The organism is Porphyromonas sp. COT-108 OH1349, assembly GCF_000768755.1.
In the GTDB taxonomy this organism is placed as follows: Bacteria; Bacteroidota; Bacteroidia; order Bacteroidales; family Porphyromonadaceae; genus Porphyromonas_A; species Porphyromonas_A canoris.
In genome coordinates this window covers 65661-90131 of the sequence record NZ_JRAH01000034.1, presented here as the reverse complement: position 1 = coordinate 90131, position 24471 = coordinate 65661, and the positions used below count along the sequence as shown (strand labels likewise).

At 45.0% G+C, this 24471-nt stretch carries 21 protein-coding genes; 9 read left to right on the top strand and 12 right to left on the bottom strand.

Annotated elements, in window-relative coordinates; translation table 11 throughout:
- Nucleotides 1–99: 99 nt before the first annotated feature.
- The 4 genes from JT26_RS08230 to JT26_RS08215 all read left to right on the top strand — a co-directional run bounded on the left by JT26_RS08230 (nt 100) and on the right by JT26_RS08215 (nt 3703).
- Nucleotides 100–2154: an HD family phosphohydrolase gene (locus tag JT26_RS08230; protein WP_036848729.1), complete on the top strand. Its 2055-nt coding sequence runs from the start codon at nt 100–102 to the stop codon at nt 2152–2154.
- Nucleotides 2141–2713 carry an RNA polymerase sigma factor gene (locus tag JT26_RS08225; protein ID WP_036848726.1) on the top strand — a complete coding sequence of 191 codons (573 nt, stop codon included), beginning with the start codon at nt 2141–2143 and terminating at the stop codon, nt 2711–2713. The genes JT26_RS08230 and JT26_RS08225 overlap by 14 nt, the downstream gene beginning before the upstream one ends.
- 65 nt (nt 2714–2778) lie before the next feature.
- Nucleotides 2779–3165, top strand: a complete 387-nt coding sequence (locus JT26_RS10270) for a hypothetical protein (protein ID WP_052110475.1) — start codon at nt 2779–2781, stop codon at nt 3163–3165.
- A 19-nt stretch (nt 3166–3184) separates the two neighbouring features.
- Entirely contained in the window at nt 3185–3703 is a 519-nt protein-coding gene (locus JT26_RS08215; RefSeq protein ID WP_152565463.1) for a hypothetical protein, read from the top strand.
- A gap of 244 nt (nt 3704–3947) precedes the next feature.
- Here JT26_RS08215 and JT26_RS08210 read toward each other — a convergent pair whose 3' ends face one another.
- The 8 genes from JT26_RS08210 to glmS form a co-directional block, all read right to left on the bottom strand.
- Nucleotides 3948–4790 (bottom strand): fumarate hydratase, encoded by an 843-nt coding sequence (locus JT26_RS08210; protein WP_036848720.1) that lies wholly within the window; start codon nt 4788–4790, stop codon nt 3948–3950.
- Between the two features lie 15 nt (nt 4791–4805).
- Nucleotides 4806–5756, bottom strand: a complete 951-nt coding sequence (locus JT26_RS08205) for a hypothetical protein (RefSeq protein WP_036788761.1) — start codon at nt 5754–5756, stop codon at nt 4806–4808.
- A gap of 557 nt (nt 5757–6313) precedes the next feature.
- Nucleotides 6314–6634 carry a DUF4387 domain-containing protein gene (locus JT26_RS08200; RefSeq protein ID WP_036788759.1) on the bottom strand — a complete coding sequence of 107 codons (321 nt, stop codon included), beginning with the start codon at nt 6632–6634 and terminating at the stop codon, nt 6314–6316.
- Nucleotides 6635–6637: 3 nt separating this feature from the next.
- The gene (locus JT26_RS08195) at nt 6638–8017 is read right to left on the bottom strand and encodes an acyclic terpene utilization AtuA family protein (RefSeq protein WP_036848717.1); all 1380 of its coding nucleotides are present in this window, start codon (nt 8015–8017) and stop codon (nt 6638–6640) included.
- Between the two features lie 17 nt (nt 8018–8034).
- Complete coding sequence (locus JT26_RS08190) at nt 8035–9279, bottom strand: methylaspartate ammonia-lyase (protein WP_036788755.1); 1245 nt, start codon at nt 9277–9279, stop codon at nt 8035–8037.
- Between the two features lie 88 nt (nt 9280–9367).
- Complete coding sequence (locus tag JT26_RS08185; protein WP_036848714.1) at nt 9368–10822, bottom strand: methylaspartate mutase subunit E; 1455 nt, start codon at nt 10820–10822, stop codon at nt 9368–9370.
- 125 nt (nt 10823–10947) lie between these two features.
- On the bottom strand, nt 10948–12330 hold the full coding sequence (gene glmL, locus JT26_RS08180) for a methylaspartate mutase accessory protein GlmL (protein WP_036848711.1): 1383 nt from the start codon (nt 12328–12330) through the stop codon (nt 10948–10950).
- Between the two features lie 4 nt (nt 12331–12334).
- Complete coding sequence (gene glmS, locus JT26_RS08175) at nt 12335–12751, bottom strand: methylaspartate mutase subunit S (protein ID WP_036788752.1); 417 nt, start codon at nt 12749–12751, stop codon at nt 12335–12337.
- A 996-nt stretch (nt 12752–13747) separates the two neighbouring features.
- Between glmS and JT26_RS08170 the strand changes: the two genes are divergently transcribed.
- The 3 genes from JT26_RS08170 (at nt 13748) to JT26_RS08160 (ending at nt 17783) form a co-directional block, all read left to right on the top strand.
- Complete coding sequence (locus tag JT26_RS08170; protein ID WP_052110474.1) at nt 13748–15214, top strand: transglycosylase SLT domain-containing protein; 1467 nt, start codon at nt 13748–13750, stop codon at nt 15212–15214.
- A gap of 69 nt (nt 15215–15283) precedes the next feature.
- Nucleotides 15284–15952, top strand: coding sequence for a uracil phosphoribosyltransferase (gene upp, locus JT26_RS08165; RefSeq protein ID WP_036788748.1), 669 nt, complete (start codon nt 15284–15286; stop codon nt 15950–15952).
- Nucleotides 15939–17783 (top strand): U32 family peptidase, encoded by a 1845-nt coding sequence (locus JT26_RS08160; RefSeq protein ID WP_160217648.1) that lies wholly within the window; start codon nt 15939–15941, stop codon nt 17781–17783. Before upp ends, JT26_RS08160 begins: the two co-directional genes overlap by 14 nt.
- A gap of 197 nt (nt 17784–17980) precedes the next feature.
- Here the strand turns inward: JT26_RS08160 and JT26_RS08155 are convergent, their stop codons facing one another.
- The 4 genes from JT26_RS08155 to leuS are packed head-to-tail and all read right to left on the bottom strand — an operon-like array spanning nt 17981 to nt 22959.
- On the bottom strand, nt 17981–18631 hold the full coding sequence (locus JT26_RS08155) for a DsbA family protein (RefSeq protein ID WP_036848707.1): 651 nt from the start codon (nt 18629–18631) through the stop codon (nt 17981–17983).
- On the bottom strand, nt 18618–19229 hold the full coding sequence (gene rdgB / locus JT26_RS08150) for an RdgB/HAM1 family non-canonical purine NTP pyrophosphatase (RefSeq protein WP_036848704.1): 612 nt from the start codon (nt 19227–19229) through the stop codon (nt 18618–18620). The genes JT26_RS08155 and rdgB overlap by 14 nt, the downstream gene beginning before the upstream one ends.
- Nucleotides 19230–19267: 38 nt before the next feature.
- Nucleotides 19268–20158 (bottom strand): YitT family protein, encoded by an 891-nt coding sequence (locus JT26_RS08145; RefSeq protein WP_036788739.1) that lies wholly within the window; start codon nt 20156–20158, stop codon nt 19268–19270.
- A gap of 38 nt (nt 20159–20196) precedes the next feature.
- Nucleotides 20197–22959 (bottom strand): leucine--tRNA ligase, encoded by a 2763-nt coding sequence (gene leuS, locus JT26_RS08140; RefSeq protein WP_036848701.1) that lies wholly within the window; start codon nt 22957–22959, stop codon nt 20197–20199.
- 305 nt (nt 22960–23264) lie between these two features.
- On the opposite strand from leuS, the gene JT26_RS08135 reads away from it, so the two are divergent.
- Nucleotides 23265–23486 (top strand): DUF2795 domain-containing protein, encoded by a 222-nt coding sequence (locus JT26_RS08135; protein ID WP_036788734.1) that lies wholly within the window; start codon nt 23265–23267, stop codon nt 23484–23486.
- 193 nt (nt 23487–23679) lie between these two features.
- A complete protein-coding gene (locus JT26_RS08130) occupies nt 23680–24471 on the top strand; it encodes a GIN domain-containing protein (protein WP_036848697.1) in 792 nt (263 codons plus the stop codon).

The following is a 24471-nucleotide window of genomic DNA, read 5'->3' as shown; positions in this document are numbered from 1 at the left end:
CCGATTTATAAGACGTCACTCCTCCCTACTCTTAATTTCTCAATTAAGACTGGAGAGGAGTGAGTCTTTTATGGTAGTAATAAATACTTCTGAAACTTCATGACACGAAACAGAATAGTTCAATACCGATCTTTGGCACTGTTTATCCTTACAGCTGCCATCATCGTTATGTTTTATCCTCGAAGAACAAAGTTCAAATACCAATTCACAGAGGGAAGACCTTGGAAGTATGAGTTGCTTACTGCTCCCTTCGACTTCCCTGTAATAAAAACATCCGCACAGATACAATACGAAAAAGATAGTGTTCTTCGATCTGTTATGCTCTACTATACATTGGAAGAGCAGGTATATAAATCCGTAAAGAACGAACTTATTGCCGACTATAACAGAGAACATCACAAGACTCTTGGAAACGAATACATCAACTATCTTGTTCATGAACTTGAGATCATCTACAAGCAAGGAATATTAAGTCAAAGTTTATACGATGACCTCTACCAGTTGAAGGAGAAGAGTTTTAACATCATTACGGAGGATAACATAGCCAAAAAGCGAACTTTGGACGATGTCTATACTCTGAAACAAGCGTATGAAAAGGTGTTGAAAGATGCTCCTGCATCTGTCTCAAGTGAAGGTCTGCGTACCATTGGAATAAACAAATATCTCCGCTCAAATCTGGTCTTTAATGCAGAAGTAACGGATAAAGTAGAGCAAGCCAAGCTTGAAGATATCGTAGCAGAACAGGGGCGTGTACAAGCCGGAGAACGTATTGTGGGAACTGGAGACGTTATCACTCCCGATATATATATGCAGCTGAGTTCGCTGAAAAGGATTTATGAGAGTCAGTCCTCCACCGGCTCCAGCTCTATTCTTATTTTGTTGGGACACTTTATACTGAACCTCATTATCCTCCTCTCATTTTGGGGTTACTTGGTCTCTTTCCGACCAAAAATCATTTCAGATATAAAGAACTCGTTTTTCTTTCTCTCCATTATATTGCTATTCGTCATTCTTACGGAGATAGCCGTTTCACATGAGATCTTTAATATCTACATACTGGCCTATGCTACCCTTCCCATTCTTGTGCGAACCTTCTTCGACTCTCGCACGGCACTCTATGCACATATCATAAATGTACTTACCTGCTCTCTTATAGCTCCTTATGCCTTAGAGTTCATTATTATACAATTCCTGTCCGGAGCCATGTCAATACTGACTCTTGTACGTTTATCCCAACGCTCGGACCTTATCCGAAGCTCATTCTATGTATTGCTCACCTGCATTGTTACCTATGTCAGTCTGACCATGTTTCAAGAAGGCGATCTGCAAAATATCTCATGGAGAATCATCGTATATTTCCTCATAAGCTTTGTCTTCCTAATGTTTACCTATGTGATGGTATATGTGTTAGAACGGGTTTTCGGCTATGTTTCCAACATATCTTTGATAGAGCTTTCGGATGTCAATACTCCTATGCTTCGTCAATTATCGGAAATGGCTCCGGGAACATTTCAACACTCTTTGCAGGTATCCATATTAGCTACTTCTGCGGCTGCACGTCTCGGAGCAGATGTTCAGTTGATCCGTACCGGAGCTTTGTATCATGACATTGGGAAGATGAAAAATCCCGGATACTTCACGGAGAATCAGGGAAACAACAATCCGCATGACAAACTCCCATTTGATGAGAGTGCAAAGATCATCATTAAGCATATCACCGATGGTATAGAACTGGCAGAAAAAGCAAGACTTCCCAAGCAGGTAATAGACTTTATCCGCACACACCACGGATTGAGTAAGGTAAAATACTTCTATTACTCATACAAAAATGCCAATCCTGATGCGATCATAGATGAAAGTATATTCACCTATCCCGGTCCCAATCCGTACACCAAAGAGATGGCAATACTTATGCTTGCCGATGTTGTGGAAGCCTCATCAAGGAGTCTTAAAGACTTTACCGAAGATAGTATGATGGCTCACATCAACAAAATCATTGATGGAACAATAGAAGAAGGACTTCTGAAGAACAGCCCTTTGACATTCAAAGATGTAGAGATCATTAAGGAAGTATTCTTTGAGAAACTCAAAACCATGTTCCATTCTCGCATCTCCTATCCTGAACTCAAAACAAGAACAAATGCTTTCGAGTAAAGACTTATCTCGCATATCGGAAGAGGAGCTTCTGCGACTGCTTCAACAAGAAGAGACCAAAGAACAGGCTTTCTCTGTTCTTTTAAAAAGATATAGCCCCAGACTGTACGCGGTGATCCGTCGCATCGTGCTCTTCCATGAAGATGCCAACGATGTTCTGCAGGAGTCGCTGTATAAGATCTGGAAGAATATTGCTTTATTCAAGGGCAATTCCAGGCTCTACACGTGGATGCATACGATAGCAACAAATGAAGCTCTATCTCATCTCAGATCTGAAAAATATGAACGAAAAGTTCCGCTATCCACATCGGAGTATGATCTGGCTGAGATACTTATGAACGATCCATACTTTGACGGAGACAATGCGGAAGCTCTTCTTCATGCAGCAATAGCTACTCTCCCGGAAAAGCAAAAGCTGGTTTTTCAATACCGCTACTTTGATGAGCTCTCCTATAATGAGATTTCTCAACTGACGGATACATCGGTCGGAGCTCTTAAAGCGGACTTTCACCATGCACAAAAGAAAGTAAAACAACACATTGAGATAGAATCGGATTAAACCTTTATCCCTAAACCCTATCTAAGGGATATAGGTAGGTCATACAATACAGACACGACATTATTATGAATGAGATAGATGAAATAAAAAAGAGACCTTTGGGATTCCGAACTCCTGAAAACTATTTCAAGAACTTGGAAAAGGATTTGGTCTCTACTTTCAAAGAAAGAGAGCAGACAGAAAAGGCTCAAAAGGAGGAGATAAAGCTCTCCGTTTGGTCCAGGCTGCAGCCATACATCTATTTGGCTGCGATGTTTATTGGCTTGGCTCTTCTCATAAAAGTGATTCTACCGACTCCGAGAGGCACTTCTATGGAGAATGCTAATATTACGGCGGTAGTGGATTACAAAACCGATGAAGGATACTCGATTGAGTGGGATGATGCTACTTACACCTCCTACTTGGAGGATCAGGCAGCCGAAGCTTATATGGTCTCATACATATCCGAATAACATATAAAAATAAAAAGCCATGTATTTACATACAAAAAATAGCGTAAACATTGCTATTCAAAAGATTTTATTATTTATCTTTGTCGCAGTAGCGTGCGTTGGTACGATAAGCGGTCAAAACCATGATAAAGTCGAAAAGCGATCTCAAAGAATGCGAGAGTTTACCGAAGGGCGGAATGCGTATATTACGGAAAAGGCAAAGCTGACCGTTGCAGAGCGGACTTTCGTGGAACAGGAGCTTCAGAAGTATGATGCAAAGAAGCAAAAGCTATGGATGGAGATGAACAGACTGATCAAGCATACAGCGAGAGAAGATGTTGTCATATCCGAAGTCGAATATGGAGAAGCCTTAGACAAAACCGTAGAGAATATGAAGATTCAAGCAGAGATTACTCAAGAGTTGATTACGTCTCTTCGTTCCAAGCTATCAAATACAAAGGCATTTCAGATCATACATGCGGAGAACGTCTACACGAAGCGTTACTTTGCAAGGAAATCTAAAGGCGAACAACACCCGAAGGAAACGACAAAGAAATAATTTGGGTAAGAACTTTAAAGATTAGATTAGTGTGGGTGATGGCAGACGAGAGTCTCCCATCACTTTTTTTGTGCCCGGTCGTAGATTTTGACGTTTGCGTTGGAGAGTCTGCGCGATGCTTAAAGATTCGGAAAATCATGAGATCGGGAAGCGGGAGGCTTGCCTTCCGGAAGAAAAAGAAAGAGCAGCACATTGCAAAGACGGCTGCTCTTTCAAAAGATAAACGATAAGTGTAAGTGTTTATCTATAAGGATCCCTCTGCATGTCTTGTGGCGTGGCAGCCGATATTGACTGCGACGGGAAGCCCTGCTATGTGGGTGGCTTCGGTCAGGATGTTCACAGCCAGAGCCGTTGTGGAGCCTCCGAATCCGGCGGGGCCTATGCCCAGTCGGTTTATTTCTTCCAGTAGCTCTTTTTCCAGACTTGCCACAAACTCGTTGTCGCTGTGAGAGCCCACCGATCTCATCAGAGCGAGCTTGGAGAGACAGGCGCAACGCTCCATCGTTCCGCCGACACCTACTCCTACCACTATCGGAGGGCAGGGGTTGGGGCCTGCGTCCCTGACCACTTTGATCACGAAGTCTTTTACGCCTTGCACGCCCTGCGAAGGGGTAAGCATTATTAGCCGGCTTTTGTTTTCGCTGCCGAAGCCTTTTGGTGCCACGAGGATGTGGAGCTCTTCTCCTTCTACTATATTATAATGTATGACTGCGGGGGTATTGTCTCCGGTGTTGGTTCGGTCGAACGGATCTTTCACCACGGATTTTCTCAGGTATCCGTTCCGGTATCCTCTTCTGACGCCCTCGTTCACTGCGTCTTTGAGGCTGCCTCCTTCGATGTGCACCTCCTGTCCGATGGTAAGATAGACGACGGTCATGCCGGTGTCCTGACACATCGGCACTTCTTCGGTACGAGCGATGCGGGCATTTTCGAGGATCGTGCCCAGTATCTCTCGTCCGAGAGGAGATTTTTCCTGTGTTTTGTATCTCTTCATTGCGTTCTCGATGTCGGGGGCGAGCTTATAGTTGGCATCCATGCAGAGGCGTTCGACGAGGTCTGTTACCTGAGAGGTATGAATTGTTTTCATGAGAGGGGTAGAGTGTTATTCTTTTCGGGTTAGAAAGTAGTTGGTATTCTGGTTTTCGAGATCCTTATCAGTTTGGACGTCGAGCAGCCCGACCATACAGTAGACCTTCTGCTTGGGGTCGTGTACCCAGTGGCGGACCAGATAAAAGTTCTTGATTTCGGATGTTCTCGGTACGTGCAGTCGCGGACCGGTGCAGGGCACTTCTCTGTCTGCGACCATGATATGGTTTTCGTCCTTGTAGGAGATGGTGAGATTTTGGTCTATCTTCTCCCGGATCAGCTCTGCCAGGCGGTCGAAATTGATTGGCAGCGGCGACTCGGAGCAGAGCACAAAACCGTTCCGTATATCGCTCACGGTGAGGCTTTCCATCCCTATCCCCCACTCGTCCATGAGGGAAAGCAGCGTCAGCTCCTCTGCCGAGTGTGCCATCTTGCGATACCTCAGCGAGCTGTGCACCATGTCGTAGATGCGGTCTGCCTGCGGTCCGAAGATGGTGGGATGAGTAACGATAATCTCCTCCCCGATCCCCACGATGATGTCGGCGTTGCGTCCGAGGGCGGGTTGGAGCAGGTTGAAGTGTTCTATGACCAGCCTGCGCCCTTTTTCGAGCATGTTCTTGACAAAGTCCACGATCTCGTACATCTGTGTGAATCCGAGCTGAAACCGCATATCCAGATGGTAGGTGGAGCTTTCTCGCTCCGCCATGTCGAATGTGTCCCTCACCTGGAGGATCTTTCTCGGATTGATGACATCGTCATCGTTGGAGAGCTCCAAGCCCGGAAACATCCCTTTGATCAGGGACGATTTTCCCGAACCGGCATCTCCGACAATGCCCACGAGCCGATCTCTATAACTCAAATGTTTTTGTGCGATCTGCTCTCCGAGGAACATCAGTCGCTCTCTCCCTCGCGGGGCAAAATACTGGGACGAAACCGAGTATTCTCTGTACAGATTCAGGGGGTTCATTGGCGTTATCGGGGGTATGTGTAGAGTGATCTTTTTGTTGCTTTCGGAGCGTCTTCCGACGGCATTTCCAAAAGTCTTTTTAGAAGCATGATAATCAGCTGTTTATAGCGAAAAACAAATTTCCTTCGGAAGGGGTGAAAATTTCGTACGTACAAAAAAAATTTTCGTACGTACAAAAAAAAATTTTCGTACGTACAAAAAAAATTTTTCGTACGTGCAAAAAAAATTTTCCGTACGTGCAGAGAAAATTTTCCGTGCGTGCAGAGAAAATTTTCCGTGCGTGCAGAGAAAATTTTCCGTGCGTGCGGAGAAAATTTTCCGTGCGTGCAGAAATAAATTTGCGTGCGTGCGGAGAAAATTTTCCGTACGTGCAGAAGTAAATTTACGTGCATGAAGAAATAAATTTGCGTGCGTGCAGAAATTTTGCTCCTTCCGAAAAGAGGCAATTTTCCATCAATGAGCGGAACCGGCTCCGTAAATGACCGGAACCGATTCCGCCACTAATCCGTCTGCCGTCTGTCTCTGTCTTTTTATCCGACAAATGCGGCACCGTTTCCTCAGATCTCGAACCCGAAAGTTACGAGAGGGGCATGCTGTTGTGCGCCGTACACATCGGTCTCGCCCAATGCTCCGGACGGAATGGGACGAACGATGGTTACCTTGATCGCCTTGGCAGGATCGAAATGAACGATATTCATGATGTCGTCCTCCGAAATGTTGTACAGCCGCGCAAACATCTCTTTGGTGAAAATGCCGGCGTCTCTCACCATGTGATAGCCGTCGAAGTCCTTGAAAATCACGTCGAATGTCAGCTCGTAAGGTCCGGAGTTCTTGCTCCTGATAACGGAAGCAAGCTCTCTCAAAGTATATCTTGCCATGATTTATTTGCTTATTCCTTGGTTAAACACTTCGTACCTCGCAGGGAAAAGAGACGTTGCATCCGCCACTTTCAGCAGGTGATACACATTGAACTCGAACACCTCGCCCACATGACAGTCCGAAGGCGAGAACGGGAAAGCAAGATTCCCCGCCGTGGAGATGCGTCCCTCGTAACCGTAGTGCAGCATCGTGCTTCTCGCAAAACCGCAGATCGTATCCGCCTGCTCCTGAGTCGCCGCCACGGCTTCGATGATGATGAGAAGTTCGCGAGGCTGATACTCGTCCGCCCTATCCTCGAAGATAGCCATCGTACCGTTCTTGCCGTAGACCTTGAAATCCAGGAAGAAATCGCGAATGCCGTAAGCATCGAAGTTGTTCACCACACGCTCCTTGACCTTCTCTTTCACCTCGTCTATCTTCGAGATGAGGATGGGATCCTTTACCGCCGCGCAGGAGATGGTCCGGTATCCGACCTTGCGCACGCCTTCGAGCTTGACGAAATACTCCTCCGTAGGCTCGAACCTGCTGCCCGATACCCGGACGCGGTTCTCTTCCACCTGCTCGAACTTGGTCTCGTGCAGATTGATGGCTCCGCCCGGACCCGGCAGGATGTAAGGGTTGCTCTTCTCGTACAGCGTATGAGCCGCCACCGAAAGAGTGGTACACTTGCGAAGCGGAGAGAGCGTCTCCAGCTCGAAGTGATCCCTGCGGAGATAGCCGAACATACAGTCCGAACCGCTGCCCGGAAGTGCCGCAATGGCTGCGCACTCCAAAATCTTTCCCATGTGGATCGCCAAGCCTTTCTCATAACCCCGGCTGATGGCCAGCGCAGAGAAAACACTCGGATCGTACGCACGCCCCGCCACTATCACATTCGCTCCGTTCTTCAATGCCTCGATGATAGGCTCTTCTCCCATCTGTGCCACTATGCGAACGCTCTCCTCGACATCCTTCTCGGTAAGCTCCTTCGCCGGCTTCAGAGGTGTGATGTTGCCCTTGCGAAGCTCCGAAAGAATAAAATCCTTCTTAAACTCGGACTCGATGACCGCCATCTTGAAAGAGAGCTGCTTCTCCTTCGCAATCTCTCTGACAATATCAAGCACAAACTCCACATGAGGATGACCACCCGCACCACCGGCAGAACCAATGATCACAGGGATATTTCTTTCCACCCCCGCAGGGATCATGTATTCAAGATCTCGCTTGACGGAGTTTCTGTCCGTAAAAGACTTGCCGGCTCCCAAGTAATACGGACCCGGATCCGTACTTCCGGCATCCACGGCTATAACATCGGGATTACGCTTCATGCCCTCCAAGAAAGACTCTTCCGGAAAGCCGTATCCCAAAATAGCCGTAGGAGAGAGTACTCTTATCTCTTCCATAATATAATGTGTTGTAATTAGAGTTTATCCTTTAGTGAAAGTATTCTGCTCATCTCGTTGAAGACTATCATGTAGCCCTCGTCCACTCCCATACCGGGCTTGGCAAGAGTTTGAGCCGGCCGTGTAGCCATGGCAATGTTGGCGCAGATCTCGGCAGAACGGCTTGTCTCGTTGCATGTTCCTCCCAAGTAAGCCCCCATTCCATGCTCTTTACAGTAGAGAACGGCTTCTATCGAGTTGTTGATACCGCCGAGGTCAGGAGTCTTAATCTGTGCCATGTGTCCGGCTTTGGCTTTCGAGAAGTCTACAATATCTTCAAAAGTATTGCACCATTCGTCTGCCACGATTTCGGCGGTAGAGCCTTTGGCATCCATGTGCTTGCGAATAGCTGCCAAAGCATCTATCTGTGCCCACTTCTCCTCGACATCCACCGGACCTTCTACACGCAGCTTGAACGGCTTGGCTATCTCTTCCAGCTCCATAACGTAGTCCGCGATCTTTTCAAAGTCATTATTGAATACGATACCGAGCGTACCATATACGTCAATGTGCAGAATAGGATTGTAAGAGTCCGATGTTCTGTATTCGAGAATGCGGTTTCTCAACCATTCCACATACGCTTTCATCTTCTCGCCCTTGAGACCGACCTTTTGTTCAACGTGGTTGAACAGAGCATGAGGAAGCACCTCTGCACCTTTCATGATCATCTTATCTGCGTTTTCATAACGGTTGTCTCCACTCTGAGTGAAGATCGGGATCATCTTATCCGAAACCTTTGTGCCGTACTCTTCCGCTATGACTTGAGCCATAAGCTTTCCTTTGCTCTTGGCAACGGCATCCAAGCAAGCTTGAGTAACGCCGTAGCGAATAGCCGTGTGGTATTGTTTTCCCGTTTTCGGACAGACAAATTTATCTACCAAGTCTGCCATCTCACGGAATGTGGTGATCTCTTTTCCTTCGTACATCGGGGCTATCTCCTTTTCGATAACAGGAATGAAGTTCTCTGCCAAAAACAGAGGATCTCTACCCCCTGCTCCCGAATACTGCACAGCCGCACAGTCTCCATGAGCAATGGCTCCGTTTTCCAATATAAACAGTACCGAAATAGCCTCACCTGCCTGACGAACAGAAGAGAAACCCTCCGTAACTGTTTCACCTTTATAGAAAGCACCATCGCTTTCCGCACCTTTTTTGATGGCTCTTTGGTCATCAAAGTAGAAACCGGTCTTTCCGGCTGCACATACTACTTTCTTAATCTTCATCGCGTATGTAGTTTTTAACGAGTTTATGTTTAGTATTAGGTTGTAATAGAAAGTATGCAGACCTTTAGCCTGCATACTCTTTCTATTTTCAGTTTGTATTTCTACCTACAAGGAATCCTTTACCGATGGCATAGACATCATCTATCACCATTTGGAAGCTCACGGTTCTGCCTTCTGCTCTTCCTCGCTCTTCGAGTTTCGCTCTGTGGAACGCTTTAAGCTCTTCGCTGAATGGAATGTTTCCCAACTCCAAAATTCTCACAGCACCGAAGTTGTCGCGAGCAGGCATTACCTTTCCGGCATTGTACTTCGATGGAGCAAAAGGAATATCCAGTACACCTGCTTCAAATGCCGCAATGGTACCCTTGGCATAGTCGCCCTTGCCAAGCTCCTCTACCTTATCCAAGATACATCTCATCTCTGCTTCTATGATTTCGCTCTCTGCCAAAACTGCCGGGATTTCACGGAAGTCTTGGTCTCTCAACATGGAGATCACCTGTTTTGTGGCTCTAAGACCTGCCGCGTTAGCCTCCTTGGTAGGTACCCCCATAGCTTCGTGCGGAGTCTTCACAATAACCTTTGTCGCTTTTGCCAATGCAGCCGCAGCTGCTCCCCAGGATATTACACCGAATGCTTTGGCTTCATCTTGAGGGAATCCGCCCATCCATTGGTGGAATACGGTCGTAACCGTACATCCTTTATAGCCATATCTCTCAAGATACTCTTCCGTCATCTTCTTCAAAGATCTCACTGCTGCCACGTCCTGGATGAGGTTACCGCACTGACCATAGCCTACGGTAATATCCTTAACACCCTGCTCTGCGGCAAGTAAGCTTTCAAGCACGGCAACAGAGTTGGAGATACACGGAGGGATCAACGTACCTGTAAGAGGACCGAATGGTTCACGGTTGATATTGATACCGGCTTCCGCATACATACCGCAAAGACGGTCTGTGTACTGCCAATAGGCAATGGTCTTCTCCAAAGAGTAGTTTTTAGAATACGGAATGTTATAAGAGATACCACCACCCTCGTATGATGTAAATCCTCCTGCGATAGAGATCTCCGTCAAGAGGCGTGCATCAGGAGTTCCGTGACGCACCTGAACCGGATTTTTAAGCGCAGAAGTTACCGACCTACAAATATCCACACCATAGTTTACGATAGGGAAACCATTAAGCATAGAGCGTCCGGTCTCCTTACTCTTCTCTATACCATTCTCTGCCTCTTTGTATCTGTTGAGACGGGTATAGCTGTCTACCGTTGAAGGCAGAAGATCCGCTTCTCCCTCTGTTTCCAAAAACTGAAGCAGCTTGATGTGTTCATCGTAAAGAGCCACACCGGCACGAGGTTGAATAAGAGTTACTCCCTCTTTCTCTGCCTGTTGCAGCTTTGAGTCGAAACGCTTTTCAGGCGCGATGCGCTTCTGATACTCCACAGCTTCATCAAAGTTTACACCTGCTCCCGTAGGCCATTGTTTCAAGACCTCTTCGCGTTCTTTCATGAACACGTCTTCGGGAATTCTTACATTCTTTACTTCCATAGTCTAAAAATGGATTCTATTCTTTAGTTTAATCTTCTTATCTACTTCCCAATATGCCTACCATACCAAGGCACAAAGACCTCATTCCTCTAAGCAGTCGTACAGGAATAAGGTCTTCTATTATATCATAAGGTTACTACCTCTTTCTTCATCAGTTCGAGAGCCAATTCGGGATCTGCACTGCTCAGAAGCCCCATAGAAGCCATGATGTACCTCTTATCCAAAAGGAATGCAGGCTTTTTCGGCTTGGCACTCTCGTATCTCATCGGGTCGTACAATGCTCCTTTCAGCACCTCTTTAGGGTTCGGACTATTGAGGATAGCCCCTCCGATACCCAGCACAAACGGGACTTGAGTAAGGTCTTTACCATTAAGCGTAAAAAGCTCACCCATAGGCGTATAAACCTTTGCAAGTGTTCCGCAATGACGCTCCATGGCAATCCTCACGGCAGCTCTTGCCAATGCCTCTTCCATCCGTACTTCTCTCTCGTTTGAGGCAAGAGTATCCGGTGTGTCCGTACAGCTTTTTACCCAATGCACCAGCTCTGTCTCCTCCACTTCTGCTTCCAAAGCAAGTTTGTAGGAGTCTGCTTGCTCCAAGAGCGGAATCAAGCTATATCTCATCCCCAAATCTCCCTCCACGGAACGTTTGCTGTAAGGTTCGGGAATGCCTTTCAGCATGATGCTCTCCATTGTAGGCTCTCCCTTTGCTATCGAGTAAACATCGGTAGTGGCTCCGCCGAGATCTATCGCCATCAAATCCCCTATTCCCGGCGTCTGTTTCGTACCCAAACTCAATAGATTACAGGCATTCAATACAGCATAAGGCGTAGGCACGATCTTGAAGCGAGACATCTCTTGTATGGATGTAAGCCCCTTAGCCTCTATGATCTTAGAAATAAAAAGCTCCATTATACAACGCTTTGCAGGCTCTATATTGAGTCTGTTGAACTCCGGCATCACATTTTCTGTGATGATAAACGACTTATTCCCGGCAGAGAGAATCTCTTCCAGTTCGTAAGATGCTGTCTTGTTTCCTGCCACTATAATAGAGAAGTCTCCGGGAATCTCTATCAAACGACGAGCATTGGCGAGTATAACCTCCTTGTTCCCTCCGTCTGTTCCGCCACAGAGCAGGATCAGATCCGGAGCGATGGTTGCTATCTCATGCTGTTCTGCCTTTGAAATCTCGTAAGCATAGGTCTTAACCACCTTTGCTCCTGCGCTTGAAGCAGCCATGCGTGCAGCTTTCGATGTCAGCTCCGGCACTAAACCAAGAGCTACCATCTTGAGTCCACCCGCGGCAGAACTGCAACAAACCAATTCGTCATACACCCATGGCTCTCCTATGTTCTGTTCAAGCGCAAGAAGCGCATCCCGAAAGCCATCTCCGATATGAGTTTCAATTGTTGTAAATGCAGCAGCCGTACCTACAATTTTACGGGAATTACCATCTATTGCGGTAAGTTTGGTGTAGGTACTTCCAAAGTCCGCAGTAAGGTACCTCATTACTTTAACGAGTTACTCCCAATATTTTATCAAGATCTGCTATTGTAGTTTCTATTGGAGTTCCGGGAGGATAAACACAGTTGAAGCCCATTTTCTCAAAACGCTCTTTAACGTCTGCGAACTCCTGTTTACCTACCACAAGATTGCCACCGGCAAGGAGAGGAATACCTTTTAACCCGGCTTCATCACACTTTTCACGAAGACCATTACAGTCTATTTCACCATGACCATAAAGAGAAGAGACGATAATAGCATCGGCTGCCGTTTCTATGGCAGCTTCTATATACTCTTCCTGTGAGACCATAACACCGAGGTTAACAACCTTGTAGCCCGCTTGCTCTAAAGCAAATGCAATAATCTTATTCCCTACTGCATGGGCATCCGCACCGATAACACCGGTGACCACTGTCTTTCCATTCATAATATTTTTCTACCTATGTGCTAAAAATGAAGCTTAGCTTCTTATATACTTCTTCGTCCTTCACACATCAAGACACGTTTTTCAGTGGTTTCTCGTGTCCTGTGCGCGATTATGGACACAAAGTTAAACAAAGATTTATAATCTGGACAACCGAACCCGAATTTAACGTTATCACATCTCCTTGACAGCTTTTTCGCCACCCTTCAGAAGCTCTTTTTTCTCATCCTTTTCGGGGAATAAAATGGGGCTTTAGGCGGTATGTTTTATATAAAAACGGAAGCCCCTACCGGCTCGTCTGTTTCGACACTCTCCGGCTCTCTTATAACTCTATTTTTCTCTAAATAGCAACCAAAACACTCACCTACAATAGCATACAAATTTTCTCAAATTTGAGAATCTTTTTCTCCTTGGACGATTTCATGGGCTGTTTTCGCGTTAATTGGTGTAAATTTTAACACCCATTCCTGTAAACGTTTCCTAATAAAGAAATCTGCCTTTTTAGGAGCATTTTAGGGCGAAAACAGGTAATCAGTTGATATTTAGGGTTTTGACACTTTCGGCTAAACACGTTAATCGAATCCGGTAAACGTGTTTAATGAAATCGGTAAACGTGTTCATTGAAAAATTAAACACGTTAAGCCAAAAGAATATGCTCGTTTAGNGAATCCGGTAAACGTGTTTAATGAAATCGGTAAACGTGTTCATTGAAAAATTAAACACGTTAAGCCAAAAGAATATGCTCGTTTAGCGTTTTTGCTTAACGAGTATCGGAATTTGTGTTAATAAAACAGCCCAAATTTAACAGTTCGGTCGTGCTCTGAAAACGCCCCCTCCGATCAAAATAGAGAGACCGAAAAAAGTGAACATTTTTGGGGATGGAATATATAAAAACAACCTCCCCAAAAATGGGGTCAAACTTTAAGAAAAGAGAAGTACAATAAGACATAACTCAAAAAACATTACTACCTTTGTACCAATGGAGCAAAAACGAATCGGATGAATATATTTCGGAAGAACCAGTATAGAGACGTTTCGGATCAGCTGAGAGCACTTGCCACAAGTCTGGAATATTGTGGGAAGAAGCTCTTTTTTTTTGCAGCTCTGTCTCTATTGCCATTCATTCAATCCTGTAACCTTTCCAAAGAAGAGCCTCCACTCTATCGCTCTTGGGATGAGATCAAAAGTTCCGATACCATAAGGGTTGGAGCCATATCGTCTCCGCTGGTTTACTTTCTCTACAAAGGAGAAGAGTTGGGACCGGAATATGAGAAAATCGTAGCCTTTGCCACCAAGCACGATCTGAACATAGAGCTGCATCTTGCTCCCTCTTCAGACTCCCTTTTCACTTGGATAGAGAGAGAAGAGATAGATCTGTCCATTGCTCCTTACGGTATGACGGCAAAAGCGAGAGAACGTGTGGACTTTTGCGGAGAGAAAGAGAGTTATAGCATCGTTCTGGTACAAAAGCAGACAGACAGCCTTATCAAGCAACCGTATGAGCTTGCAGGAGAAACCATACACATCCTACCGCACACACCCGAAGAGCTTCGTCTGCACAACATGAACAGAGAGATAGGTGGAGGAGTAGAGATAGTGCCTGTACAGGGAGACTCCATACAGATAGAGGAGCTGATGATGCTCGTCGCCAAAGACTCCATACGCTTCACGGCAACGGACGAACGCACTGCCGGTCTCAACAAAACCTATATACGAGGGTTGAATACCTCTACTCGTCTCAGCTTTCCAATCCCAACATCGTGGTACACAGCCAAGGGCAATAAAGCTCTCCAAGACAGTATCAATCTTTTCGTAACGGAACATGAGTTCGTCTCCAAAGAGCGACAAATGGTTTACAGATATTTCGAGGAAAACAGATGGCTGGCAGAGGATGAGAGCAAAACCGGTACAACATACATCACAAAGCCGGGCAACCTCTCCCCTTTTGATGATATATTTAAGGAAGAAGCGAAAAGACTCGGTTGGGATTGGCAGTATCTTGCTGCGATAGCATTCCATGAGTCCAGATTCCGTCCGGAAGTAAAAGCATGGTCGGGTGCTACCGGTCTTATGGGAATTATGCCAAGAACAGGAAGAGCCTATGGTGCATCCGTTGGCGAACTTACGGATCCTCATGTTTCGGTACGCATTGCCGTCTCTCTGCTTCTGGCTTTAGACAAAATATTTCGAAATATAGAAGATCCGGCAGAGCGCGTCAAAATCGTTCTGGCAGCGTATAATGCAGGACACGGACACGTGGTCGATGCCCAAAGGTTGGCAGAAAAATACAATGAAGATAAACACTCTTGGGATAGTGGAGTGAGGAAATATATCCTTTTGAAGTCGAACCCGGAATACTACAACGACCCTGTCTGCAAGAACGGATACCTTAGAGGACGTGAGACAGCAAACTATGTGACAAACGTTGTAGAGAAGTACGAGCTGTTCAGACGCAATTATCAATGACAACCTCTACTCTTCCGACAAAAGATTGCTTCCTAAAAGAGTCATAAAAACAGAATACATATATATAAGATGAAAACTTTTAATCTGGCAGAAGAGAACTCGCTGCTACACCGCTTTGTGGCTGAACTCCGAAATGTGAACATACAAAACGACTCGATGAGATTCCGTCGCAACATAGAGCGGATAGGTGAGATCATGGCGTATGAGATAAGCAAGACGTTGGACTACAAGGTAAAAGATATACAGACACCGCTGGGCATCGCTCCTACCGAACTGGAAGAGGATAAAGTGGTACTTGCTACCATCCTTCGTGCAGGGCTTCCGATGCACCACGGATTCTTGAACTATTTCGACAGAGCCGAGAATGCTTTTGTATCGGCATACAGAAAATACATTGATGAAGAGCATTTCGACATCCACATGGGTTACCTTACCACTCCCGATCTTACGGATAAAACACTCGTCATCATAGACCCGATGCTTGCCACCGGAAGCTCTATGGAGATTGCTTATGAGGCTCTCCAGCGTTTTGGCAAGCCGAAAAGCGTACACATCGCATCCGTTATAGCGAGCAAGCCGGCACTGAAATATCTGGAAGAACATCTGCCGGAAGAGGTGAGTGTATGGGTTGCGGCTCTTGACGACACCATCAACAGCCACTCTTATATCGTGCCGGGACTTGGTGATGCCGGAGACCTTGCATACGGACACAAGCTCGATCACGGTGCGAAGCATTGAACTTCTTGCTCCTGCAAAGAATAAAACCTACGGACAGGAAGCGATACTGCATGGTGCGGATGCCGTTTACATAGGAGCTCCGGCGTTTGGAGCTAGAGCATCGGCAGGCAATAGCATAGAGGATATTGCAGAACTTGCAGCTTTTGCACACCTGTATGGAGCGAAAGTGTATGTCGCTCTCAATACGATTCTGACGGATAAAGAGCTGCCCCTCGCCGTGGATCTCATCCGGAAGTTATACGAGTCGGACGTCGATGCCATCATTATTCAGGATGTCGGATTGCTGGCTTTGGACCTTCCGCCCATTCCGCTCCATGCGAGCACACAGATGGATCTGCGCACGCCTGAGAAAGTGAGATTTTATGCAGATCTCGGCATGGAGCAGATCGTGATACCTCGTGAACTGAATCTTTCCGATATTGCCACAATCGCAAAGACCGCTCCCGATGTTCGCCTCGAAGCATTCGTCCACGGAGCTTTGTGCGTCTCTTACAGCGGAGTATGCTATGCCGCTCAAGCCTTTCATGGGAGAAGTGCAAACAGAGGAGAGTGTTCGCAAGTGTGCCGGATGCCATTCAATCTGATAGATGCCAATGGACGCACGATTGTGTCCAACCGTCATCTTCTCTCCATCAAAGACCTCAACAGAAGTTCTCTGCTGGAACAGATGATAGATGCAGGTATCTCGTCATTCAAGATAGAGGGCAGACTGAAAGATCTCACCTATCTCAAGAGTGTAACTGCGTACTATCACCAGGAGTTGGAGCGGATTATCTCTTGTAGGGAGGATCTGTGCAGGAGTTCGGAGGGGGAGGTTACGCGCTTCTTTACTCCGGATCTTTCAAAGTCGTTCAACAGAAGATTCACCACCTATATGGCAAGAGGGCGAGGAGAAGACGAGCTATCATCTTTTGCAACGCCTAAGTCTATCGGGGCGCTCATCGGCAAAGTAGAGAAGATTACACCGCAATGGTTCTCCATCACCGGTACTACTGCTCTGAACAATGGAGACGGACTCACATTCTTTCTCCCCGATGGAGGCACCTCCGGAATACGGGCAAATAAAGTGGAAGGCTTTAAGATATTTCCATCCACACCGTCCGATCTGAAAAAACTCTCTCTCGGAATGGAGATTTACCGCAGTCTCGATGTCCGCTATCAGAAAGAGTTGCAACAGAAGACGGCGGAAAGAAAGCTCCCCATATCCATCTGCGCCACTGCTCAAGATGGTGAACTTTCCATAGAGGCTATCTGTGGAGAGAAGAGAGTAAGGGACAGCATACCATTCAAACCGGAACCGGCAAAGCGTGATGACTCTGCAGGTCAGATAGATATCCTTTCAAGATGGGGCGAAACCATCTTTACTCCGTCAGACATTGACACAGACGGTCTTAAAGGTATATTTGTACCTCGTTCTCTACTCCAAAATCTCAAAAATGATCTCTCCCAACATCTTCTTCGGGAAATAAAAAGATCTTACAAGAAACCACACCGCACGATAAAGCGGGAGACGCTCTTAGCTTATCCCGAAGAGAAAGTGGACTTCCGTGCCAATGTCTTTAATGCCCAAGCCAAAACATTCTACTCCGACCACCACGTAGCCGTAGAGGCTGAAGCATTCGAGAGTTCACCAGCCCCCGAAGCTCCTCTCATGGAGACACGACACTGCATCAAGTACAGTCTTGGTAAATGTCCTATCCGCCAATCTCCCTCCTCCACTCTCTCCGAACCTCTCTACCTCGAAAGCACCGATGGGACCGTCCGAATGCGAATCCGCACCGACTGCAAGGCATGCAAGATGTACCTCTACAATGCCAAGCCTAAATGCTAAGCATCTTTCTTGATTCCTTTGTCGAATCTGTCTGCCAAATTTATCATCTCTAAAGACAAGGGAGATACAATACAAAGGTGAAATCCCCTTTTCGTCCCTATTCAAACGACAAGGCATCCCCCTAAATATGCACAATAAGAAAGAGACGGAAATAGAATCATCCATTTCCGTCTCTTATAAGTAATGTCGTCAATAGGCTATTGTTCTAATAGCGCCCTTTCGATCTGTTCGGCTTTCAGCACACCTTCCAATCTTGTATCTCCAATGTATATGGTCGGTATGAAACGAGGGCATTTGGTCTCAGACTCTTTTTGGTCTCTCTCCAAGGTCTCAAGATAGACACCGTTGTCCAAAATCTGCTTCGCTTCGACTCTATCCAGCCCGGCTTCTTCAGCTGCAGAAAGAAGCACTACCCTATCGGATAATACTTTACCTTCCGAAAAGAATGCTCTGCCAAGAGCCTCTTTCAAGGCAAAAAGAGTCTGAATGTCTCCGCTGAAACGACTCGATACCCACAGAAGCAAAGCAAGAGCTTCGGACGTATTGGAGACAATAGCATCATCCATCCCATACTTTAAGCCATACTTGCCTGCCAAATGCTTTAGAACTCCGATTTTCTTGTCGATATGTTCTTTTGATGTTTCGTCAGATTCATCAAGTTGGGAACGGAAATGATACTGCTCTTCAGGAGTAAAGTGAGGATATAAACGACAAGCCCGATAAGCCACTTCAACCCTATCCATATATCCCATAGCTTCGATTGTACGCTTCAGAACAACATCTCCGATGTAGCAGAAAGGGCAGTTAAAATCTCCCCAAAATTCTATCTTGATCTTATCGTTTCTCATCTTCTGTACGAGTTTCTAAGAATTGTTTCATATTGCGAAATGCCTTTCCTCTGTGGCTGATGCTGTTCTTCAATGCCAATGGCATCTCTGAAAAGCTCTCACCGAAACCATCCGGAATAAATATGGGATCATAACCAAAGCCGTCTATGCCTCTTGGATCGGCAGTAATAACACCTTCTACTACTCCACTGAAAAGGTGCTCCTCTCCTCCGTTCAAGATAAGCGCAATGACGGTGCGAAATCTGGCTCGTCTCAGCTCCGGATCTTGAAAGTCTTGAAGTTCGCGGAGAAGTTTGTCTACATTATCCTTGAAAGAGCAGTGCTCTCCCGCATATCTCGCACTATATATGCCAGGCGCCCCGTTGAGAGCATCCACTTCCAATCCGGTATCGTCCGCGAATGCCATATCAGCAGAAGGATTCTTTGAAAAGACATAACGGGCTTTGATAAGAGCATTTTCTTCCAGACTGTTACCATCTTCGATGATCTCTTCAGTAAGCCCGATGTCATTCAAGCTGTGGAGATGAAGCCAAGATGGTAACATCTGAGCCACTTCATGAAGCTTGTGGTTATTATGCGTTGCAAATATTGCCTCCATAAGGTTATTATCCCCAGAAAATAAGGTTTTCTACGACTTTATGCCATTTTTTTTTTCTTGGAAGAAGTTTTGATCGGATCAAATCCCTCTCCGTAAACACCCTTGACAAGGCTTTGAGTGATAAACGCTTTCTGGTCTCGCTCCTTTACAATCCTAAAGATTGTGGAACTTTCGCTACGTCTTGCCACAACCATCAAAACCCTTGCTTCGTTACCGGAATAAGCTCCTTCGCCATAAAGATATGTTCCTCCGCGTCCGGTCTCCTCCATGATGGCTTCACTAATCTCTTTGGTCTTCTCGGAGAAAATGAAAAACTGCATGCTCTGTCTGTAACCATTCAGCACGAAGTCCAAAGTAAAGTTGACCAACATCACTTCTACAACAGAGAACACTAAGAGGTCGGGGTTTCTGAAGACAAAATAAGAAGCACCAATAATAAATACGTCAATGATCATAAGTCCGGTTCCGATGGACATTGGCTTATATTTATTGATGATTGCTGCTATAATGTCTGTACCTCCGGTAGAGCCATTTACGGTGAACACTATTCCCAAACCGATACCGCAAAGAATAGATCCTATAACCACTGCCATAAAAGGCTGATCGGCAAGTAGCGGTGTTTTGAAAAAGCTTTCAAAAGGAGGGATTATAAAGAACAATGCAACAACACTAAAGAGTGTCTTTAGAGAAAACTGCCATCCTAAAACAACAAGAGCTATTACTATAAGAATACCGTTGATAATATTATATGGCCAAGCTACAGCGATATCCAATGTACGCCCTATAAGCGTTGCAATACCCGCAAGACCTCCGGATGTGATGTCATGCGAGAGGATGAATGCCGTCCAACCAAAAGAGTAAACTAAAAGCCCGATGAAAATGACAACATAGTCGGAGATTGCGTAGAGTTTTTTTGAGATCTTTCCCATGATTTCTAAACTATTAGAGAATGGTTATGTTTTTGTATTTAATGTACTATGTTTATAATCTTTCCGGGAACAACTATCACTTTTTTAGGTGTGGCTCCCACAAGCCATTTGGCTGTGTCCGGATGTGATAAAGCAACTTTCTCCACTTCATTCTTACCCATATCTGCTGGGAGAGGGAGTTGGAAACGCACCTTGCCATTGAAAGACACAGGATAATTTATCTCGGCTTCAACCAGGTATTGCTCTTCCAACGCCGGGAAAGGCTCTTGAGTAATAGTCTTTTCATGTCCGAGATACTGCCACAACTCTTCTGCCAAGTGTGGGGCAAAAGGAGAAAGTAAAATCGTAAGAGGCTCTAAAATCTGTCTCTTACTGCAACGACCGGCTTGCAACTCATTAACGCAGATCATAAAGGCACTGACGCAGGTATTAAAAGAGAAAGACTCGATTCCCTGCCCTAACTTCTTGATAAGAGTGTGCAAGATTTTATACTCTTCCGAAGAAGGTTTTTCATCCGTGATATTATCGTATAGTCCGACGAACTTTCTCAAGAAACGATGAACACCATCTATACCCTTAGTATCCCAAGGCTTAGATTGCTCCAACGGACCTAAAAACATTTCGTATAGTCTGAGCGTATCCGCTCCATATTGTGCAACAATATCATCAGGATTGACTACATTGAAGAGACTCTTACTCATCTTTTCTACTGCGTAACCACAGATATACTCTCCATCTTCGAGGATAAACTCTGCTGTTGCAAACTCCGGCATCCATCTTTTGAATGCATCCAAGTCTAAACGATCGTTATGAACAATATTTACATCGACATGTATTGCAGTAGTATCATACTGATCTTTCAAACCAAGAGAGACAAACGTATTGGTCTCCTTGATTCTATAAACAAAATTGGATCGTCCTTGTATCATTCCTTGGTTAATAAGTTTCTTGAAGGGTTCATCTTCACAAATGATGCCTAAATCAAACAAGAACTTATTCCAAAAACGACTATATATAAGGTGTCCGGTGGCATGTTCCGTCCCTCCGATATAGAGATCTACATTCTTCCAATATTCGTTCTTTTGCTTGTCAACCAAAGCCTCCGGATTATGAGGATCCATATACCTCAAATAGTACGCAGAAGATCCGGCAAATCCGGGCATCGTTGAGAGCTCTAAGGGATAGCCGTCTTGGGTCTTCCAGTCCTTTGCTCGACCGAGAGGAGGCTCTCCTGATTCTGTTGGAAGAAACTTATCTACCTCCGGCAATTCAAGTGGAAGTTGCTCTTCCGGTAGAGGATAAGGCATTCCCTCTTTGTAATAGATAGGAAAAGGCTCTCCCCAATATCTCTGACGACTGAATATGGCATCACGAAGACGGAAATTGGTTTTAACTCGTCCCAAGTCATGGTCGTGGATATAATTCTTCATCTCGGCAATAGCATCTCTTACCGACAGTCCATTAAGAAAATCAGAGTTTATCATGACTCCCTCTTTACTGTCCAAGCTATCTTTCCACTCCTCTACCGGCAAAAGTTCTCCGTCCAGAGGTTTTACAACCGGAAGTATAGGCAAGCCAAAGTGGTGAGCAAAGGCAAAGTCTCTACTATCATGAGCAGGAACAGCCATGATTGCACCGGTTCCATATCCGGAAAGGACATAATCGCTAATCCAGATGGGAATTGGCTGCTTTGTAATAGGATGGATGGCATAACCTCCCGTAAATACACCGGTCACTCGACGATCAGAAATACGCTCACGCTCAGTTTTCTTTTTCGTCGCATCCAGATAAGCTTTCACTTCTTCCCTATACTCGGAGGAAGTGATGACACTCACATATTCGCTTTCGGGAGCCAGTACCATGAAGGAGACTCCAAACAAAGTATCTGCTCTTGTGGTAAACACAGTGATAACAGCATCGGAATCTGCTATATGAAACTTTATCTCTGCCCCTTCACTTTTACCAATCCAGTTGCGCTGTGTTTCTTTAAGCGATTCTGTCCAGTTCAAACCTTCCAAGCCGCTTAAAAGCCTGTCTGCATAAGCAGAAATACGCAGGCACCACTGCTTCATCTTGCGTTGTTCTACCGGATGTCCTCCGCGAACAGAGAGACCTTCGCTGACTTCATCGTTGGCAAGAACCGTACCTAAAGCAGCACACCAGTTTACCATTGTTTCTCCAAGGTATGCTATCCGATAGTTCATCAAGATCTCTTGCTGCTCTTTCTCACTTTTCCCCTTCCATTCCTCTGCGGTAAAATAAATTTCATCGGAGCAAGCAACATCAAGTCCCTCTGTTCCTTTATGCTCAAAGTGAGACACTAGTTGTTCTATGGGAAGAGCTTTATTCTGTATGTTGTCGTAATAAGAGCCAAACATCCTTAAAAATGCCCATTGAGTCCACTTATAATAACCCGGCTCAGAAGTGCGAATCTCTCTATCCCAATCATAACCGAAACCGATCTTGGCAAGCTGTTCTTTGTATCGATCAATATTTTTATAGGTCGTTACTTCAGGGTGCTGGCCTGTTTGAATGGCATACTGCTCTGCCGGTAAGCCATACGCATCGAAGCCCATAGGATGCAAAACATTAAATCCTTTATGTGTCTTGTATCTTGCATATATATCTGATGCAATATATCCTAATGGGTGCCCCACATGTAACCCGGCTCCGGAGGGATATGGAAACATATCCAATATGTAAAATTTCGGACGAGATGTGTCTTCAACAATCTTATACGTTGAGTTTTTTGACCAGTAGTCTTGCCACTTTTTTTCTATGGTCGAAAAGTTATATTCCATACTCTGATTTTTACTACTTAAATATTGTGCAAAGATAACAAAAACGATGTAGAGATAAATCAGCTAACAGCTTCTATTTTACGATAAAATCAGACACTCTGAAGTGAATTATTAAACTCCTTTGAAAGCGCAAGAAAAGAATCAAAAGAAGCCTTTCCCTATACAAAACAGAAGAAAACACACACAAGAATTGGTTTTTGAGAAAAAATGTTTTACTTTGCGCCAAGTTTGTACTCCGGAAGACGGATTGTGTTTTCTTCGGAGAAAGAATAATTAAAAGAACCTATAACGACAACTAAATCACTATGTACTGGACACTAGAACTTGCATCAAAATTGGAAGATGCGCCATGGCCTGCAAGCAAGGATGAACTTATAGACTATGCTCAGCGATCCGGAGCACCTATGGAAGTCATAGAAAACTTACAAGAAATAGAAGAAGAAGGTGAGATATATGACTCTATTGAAGATATTTGGGCAGACTATCCCAGTAAAGAAGATTTTTTCTTTAACGAGGAAGAGTATTGATCTTCTGTCCGGACAGCGAAAGAAAACAAAAGCAATACCGCTCAACCATAGCGATATTGCTTTTGTTTTATGACAGATGATTCGTCTGAACGACTTCCATTACAATAGAAATTGCTAAATTAGCACCTGTATATGGCTGTCCTCAAATTACATTTGAACGAACAAAATACAAACCATAAAATATCTTAGCATAATGAACAGTAAAAGCTTCTTTTCTTTTGTAGTAATACTTGCGACTCTCTTGGCCGGATTCGCCTATGCACAAGACTTCAACAAGAATGAAAATAGACAATATGACCTACCTGAATCTCCTAAATTTGTAGAAGCAGAAAGAGTCGTTAAGATAACTGTTAAGCAGTCCAATAGAAACTATTTAGAACTTATTTCCGATTCCAAATACGCAAAAGGCACGGAAATACAAGTAGATAATGGGAAAGTAAAAGTTGTTGGGCCTAAGAAAATTCCTTTTACAAAGAATAGCAGAATAGAATTTATACTACATGTAACAGACCTATCTGTTCTACGAGGCTTTTCTCTACAAGGAGCATCTACAATCCTTGTCAATTCAAGTCAATCCACAAACATAGACAAACTTGCAATAGAACTTTCCGGAGCATCATCTTTTGGTTGTTCTGCGGACATTCGGGAATTGGACGTTGAGCTTTCTGGGGCATCAACAGCAAGGATATCCGGGAACTTTGACAAAGTTGACTGTGAACTATCCGGAGCTTCTAATATTGATATGTCCGGGCACACACGCTTGTTAGATCTAGAAATATCAGGAGCTTCGTCTGCAAACTTAAAAAAACTGCTTACTAAAGTAGGTAAGGTTGAAGTTTCAGGAGCAAGCTCAGCCACAACCAATGTCAACACCGAACTCTATTATGGTGTCTATGGTAGTTCTTTGTTAACTAATGCAAGTGAAAAAGTTCCGGAAATTCGACGTGGAGAAACAAGTGGATTTTCAAAGTTTAATCAGAAATAA

What these genes read in the sequence shown, in the direction of transcription:
- glmL (WP_036848711.1), bottom strand. Translation starts at nt 12,330, where the DNA reads ATGAGGTACCTTACTGCGGACTTTGGAAGTACCTACACCAAACTTACC.
- JT26_RS08135 (WP_036788734.1), top strand. Translation starts at nt 23,265, where the DNA reads ATGTACTGGACACTAGAACTTGCATCAAAATTGGAAGATGCGCCATGG.
- JT26_RS08130 (WP_036848697.1), top strand. Translation starts at nt 23,680, where the DNA reads ATGAACAGTAAAAGCTTCTTTTCTTTTGTAGTAATACTTGCGACTCTC.
- JT26_RS08145 (WP_036788739.1), bottom strand. Translation starts at nt 20,158, where the DNA reads ATGGGAAAGATCTCAAAAAAACTCTACGCAATCTCCGACTATGTTGTC.
- glmS (WP_036788752.1), bottom strand. Translation starts at nt 12,751, where the DNA reads ATGAATGGAAAGACAGTGGTCACCGGTGTTATCGGTGCGGATGCCCAT.
- JT26_RS08155 (WP_036848707.1), bottom strand. Translation starts at nt 18,631, where the DNA reads ATGAGAAACGATAAGATCAAGATAGAATTTTGGGGAGATTTTAACTGC.
- JT26_RS08225 (WP_036848726.1), top strand. Translation starts at nt 2,141, where the DNA reads ATGCTTTCGAGTAAAGACTTATCTCGCATATCGGAAGAGGAGCTTCTG.
- JT26_RS10270 (WP_052110475.1), top strand. Translation starts at nt 2,779, where the DNA reads ATGAATGAGATAGATGAAATAAAAAAGAGACCTTTGGGATTCCGAACT.
- rdgB (WP_036848704.1), bottom strand. Translation starts at nt 19,229, where the DNA reads ATGGAGGCAATATTTGCAACGCATAATAACCACAAGCTTCATGAAGTG.
- JT26_RS08210 (WP_036848720.1), bottom strand. Translation starts at nt 4,790, where the DNA reads ATGAAAACAATTCATACCTCTCAGGTAACAGACCTCGTCGAACGCCTC.
- JT26_RS08215 (WP_152565463.1), top strand. Translation starts at nt 3,185, where the DNA reads ATGTATTTACATACAAAAAATAGCGTAAACATTGCTATTCAAAAGATT.
- upp (WP_036788748.1), top strand. Translation starts at nt 15,284, where the DNA reads ATGAAAACTTTTAATCTGGCAGAAGAGAACTCGCTGCTACACCGCTTT.
- JT26_RS08170 (WP_052110474.1), top strand. Translation starts at nt 13,748, where the DNA reads ATGAATATATTTCGGAAGAACCAGTATAGAGACGTTTCGGATCAGCTG.
- JT26_RS08230 (WP_036848729.1), top strand. Translation starts at nt 100, where the DNA reads ATGACACGAAACAGAATAGTTCAATACCGATCTTTGGCACTGTTTATC.
- JT26_RS08205 (WP_036788761.1), bottom strand. Translation starts at nt 5,756, where the DNA reads ATGAACCCCCTGAATCTGTACAGAGAATACTCGGTTTCGTCCCAGTAT.
- JT26_RS08195 (WP_036848717.1), bottom strand. Translation starts at nt 8,017, where the DNA reads ATGGAAGAGATAAGAGTACTCTCTCCTACGGCTATTTTGGGATACGGC.
- JT26_RS08185 (WP_036848714.1), bottom strand. Translation starts at nt 10,822, where the DNA reads ATGGAAGTAAAGAATGTAAGAATTCCCGAAGACGTGTTCATGAAAGAA.
- JT26_RS08190 (WP_036788755.1), bottom strand. Translation starts at nt 9,279, where the DNA reads ATGAAGATTAAGAAAGTAGTATGTGCAGCCGGAAAGACCGGTTTCTAC.
- leuS (WP_036848701.1), bottom strand. Translation starts at nt 22,959, where the DNA reads ATGGAATATAACTTTTCGACCATAGAAAAAAAGTGGCAAGACTACTGG.
- JT26_RS08200 (WP_036788759.1), bottom strand. Translation starts at nt 6,634, where the DNA reads ATGGCAAGATATACTTTGAGAGAGCTTGCTTCCGTTATCAGGAGCAAG.